A 2811-nucleotide genomic window follows, 5' to 3' on the forward strand; every position below is an offset into this window, starting at 1 on the left:
GTTTAGTTCTTTTTTTTTTGGGCAGCAGTGGTTCAATTAAAGCCCACTCGCTGTCTGTCAAGCTACTTGAGTATGGCATTTTCTATCCATTATACTCTCTCACAAAGATCCGTTTAGGGGTTCTATAAAGGAATCACCCAAGTGCGACCATTAATCTTTCTAGCTCCTTGAATTCGACCTTCTTGGAGCAAAACTCGGACTCTTTGAGCAGAAATACTTAATAGAGAAGCTGCTTCAGTAGTACCAACAAACATGGTTTTTCAACTATTTTGATATACGCAATAGTATAACACGAAAGTTCGCTGATCATTTAAGTAGAACTTATTTTTGATAAATAATTGTATTAAATATTGTTGGAAATATAGGAATAAATAATCTTATAACTGTACCTCACGCTTCCTCAAAAGTGCTGTAATTTTTTTTAATGTCCGATCGCTCATTCGGAGATCGCTATAATTGCAAAATAAATTTGTATTATTATTTTCTAGCTTATGTATATTGTTGTTTTTGTTGAGCAATCCAATCAAGAATTAAATCATTAACTATTTCGGGACATTCATCATGGGGACAATGGCCAGCATTATCAATTTCTGTTAATTTTAAACGGGGGTTAAGCTGAATAAACTGACTGGGATTAGCAAATTTAGCAGGAATTAATAAATCTTGCTTACCCCAAATCAATAACATAGGAGTTTCTAGAGTAGGAAGTAAAGCTTTCACACTAGGACCTAACTTTGTACTACCCATAATCTTAAATAATATACAAAAAGCACGGGTAGCACCGCGATCGCTTGGCGGTCCTGCTAATATATCTACAAGTTCTTCCGTGATCCGGTCGGGATTAGTATAGGCAATTTTGATCCAACGACGAATAACTGAAGGTCTACGAACCACAGAGAACACAGCTCTCAATAAAACCGGAGACGCAACAATATTTTGAATTAATTCAACAGTAGGTAATAACCAAGCTGGAATTGCTTCGGCCTGAGCTGCCGGATCGGGTAAACTAATCATTATCAGCAATGCAACTATATTTGGATAGTTTGCAGTCGCTACTAGAGAAACTAATGAACCAATAGAGTTACCAACTAATATTACTGGTACTTGAATGAAAGTCTGCCAAAATTCATACACTTGCTCTACCCAAAAACTAACATCGTAGTTGGCGATCGCTTTTTCAGAAGCACCAAAACCTACTAAATCTAGTGCATAAACTGTATGTTTTTGGCTGAGTACATTTATATTATGTTGCCAATGGCCTATTGATGCTCCAAAACCATGTAGCAGTAAAATAGGGGGGTTTTCTAAGTTATGGCCTTCTAAAGTTTCGTGGTTATTTTGGCATCGAACGTAAGTATAACGAATTTGCCACCCTCGCCATACCCAGTCTCTTTGACTACCTATTTTTTTTTGCCAGTTGCTAGTAGTATTGCCCACCATATAATTAAAGAATTCCTAAATATTAAGATTTGCAAAGTGCCAGACACATTACTTTAGCATCAGCATCATTAATTATCTATCTATGATCGTTAGAGAGTTGAGTGCCCAGTATCATTGTCAAACTAATAAACTTGCATAAAAGCCTTCATTCGTGATATTATTATTGTCTATAAGCTAGACTATTTATGTTAAAAACAACATTCCAAAATTAAAATTCAATTTAGATAGATATTGCTAAATTAGCAAATATTCTGTTCTCTATAAACTAGTATGTAACATCAAATCCTCAAATCTATATGAGGTTAGAAACAGGCAAAATGTAGAATACTAAGTCTTGATGCTTTACCGAAAATAGCTGGGAAGCGTAAAAACCCTTGATCATAAAAATCTCCGGCGCTTCAACTAGGGATAGCATCAAAAAAAGGATCTATCTAAAAAGTGTAGCCTGATTTAGTATAAATGTCCCTCTAAACAATCGTTTTAAATATTCCAATTAATGCCAATCGAAAAAAGAAATAATCGTAATCTCCCTCAAGTTAACAACAATATTCGAGTTCCTAAAATCAGAGCCATTGACGCAGATGGCTCTCAGTTGGGAATTATGGATACAGAAGAAGCGTTGCAAATGGCCAGAGAAAAGGAACTAGACCTGGTTATGGTCAGTGATAAAGCTGACCCACCGGTTTGTAGGATCATGGACCATGGGAAGTATGTGTTTGAGCAGAAAAAGAAAGCACAAGAGGCAAAAAAGAAGCAACATAACGCAGAAGTTAAGGAAGTGAAAATGCGCTATAAAATTGAGGAGCATGACTATAATGTTCGCTTATCTCATGCAAAGCGTTTTCTCGAATCAGGTGATAAGGTTAAGGCCACTATTATGTTCCGAGGCCGGGAAATACAGCACAGTAATCTTGCAGAAGCATTATTGATGCGGATGAAAGAAGATCTAAAAGATTTAGCAGAGGTTCAACAAGCTCCCAAGAGAGAGGGACGCAGTATGATGATGTTGTTATCTCCTAAAAAGTAAAGTGGGATAGTCATGACATTGATAACTCCAACTTGATTTGCCAAGGGGTCTCCCGTTAAATCGCAGATTAGATTATAACGGGATGTGAATAGCCTCTGGTAAATTAAACAGGTGTCAATTGCTGTTCAAATATAGCACTAAAGAGTAGTAGGAAAATTATAATAATTACTGATTGCTACAAAATTAAGCCCACTTGTGAACAGTCAGTCAACATTGATTATTGGCTATAACTATTACAAAGGCATTGGAATTATGCTCTTGGTCAACCCTTGGACTGGTTGAACCAAACCAGGTGTCAAATAACCGTTGTTCGATAGTGTCATGTCCTATGGGTGAGATTCAAG

At 36.5% G+C, this 2811-nt stretch carries 3 protein-coding genes; 1 reads left to right on the plus strand and 2 read right to left on the minus strand.

Annotated elements, in window-relative coordinates; genetic code table 11:
* Positions 1-122 precede the first annotated feature (122 nt).
* Positions 123-254, minus strand: a complete 132-nt coding sequence (locus tag F6K27_RS32795) for a helix-turn-helix domain-containing protein (RefSeq protein WP_287280130.1) — start codon at positions 252-254, stop codon at positions 123-125.
* A gap of 235 nt (positions 255-489) precedes the next feature.
* Complete coding sequence (locus F6K27_RS32800) at positions 490-1440, minus strand: alpha/beta fold hydrolase (protein ID WP_287280132.1); 951 nt, start codon at positions 1438-1440, stop codon at positions 490-492.
* A gap of 496 nt (positions 1441-1936) precedes the next feature.
* Between F6K27_RS32800 and infC the strand changes: the two genes are divergently transcribed.
* The gene (gene infC / locus F6K27_RS32805) at positions 1937-2467 is read left to right on the plus strand and encodes a translation initiation factor IF-3 (protein WP_124146363.1); all 531 of its coding nucleotides are present in this window, start codon (positions 1937-1939) and stop codon (positions 2465-2467) included.
* Positions 2468-2811 lie beyond the last annotated feature (344 nt).

The sequence above is a fragment of the Okeania sp. SIO2F5 genome, assembly GCF_010692685.1.
Taxonomy (GTDB): domain Bacteria; phylum Cyanobacteriota; class Cyanobacteriia; order Cyanobacteriales; family Microcoleaceae; genus Okeania; species Okeania hirsuta.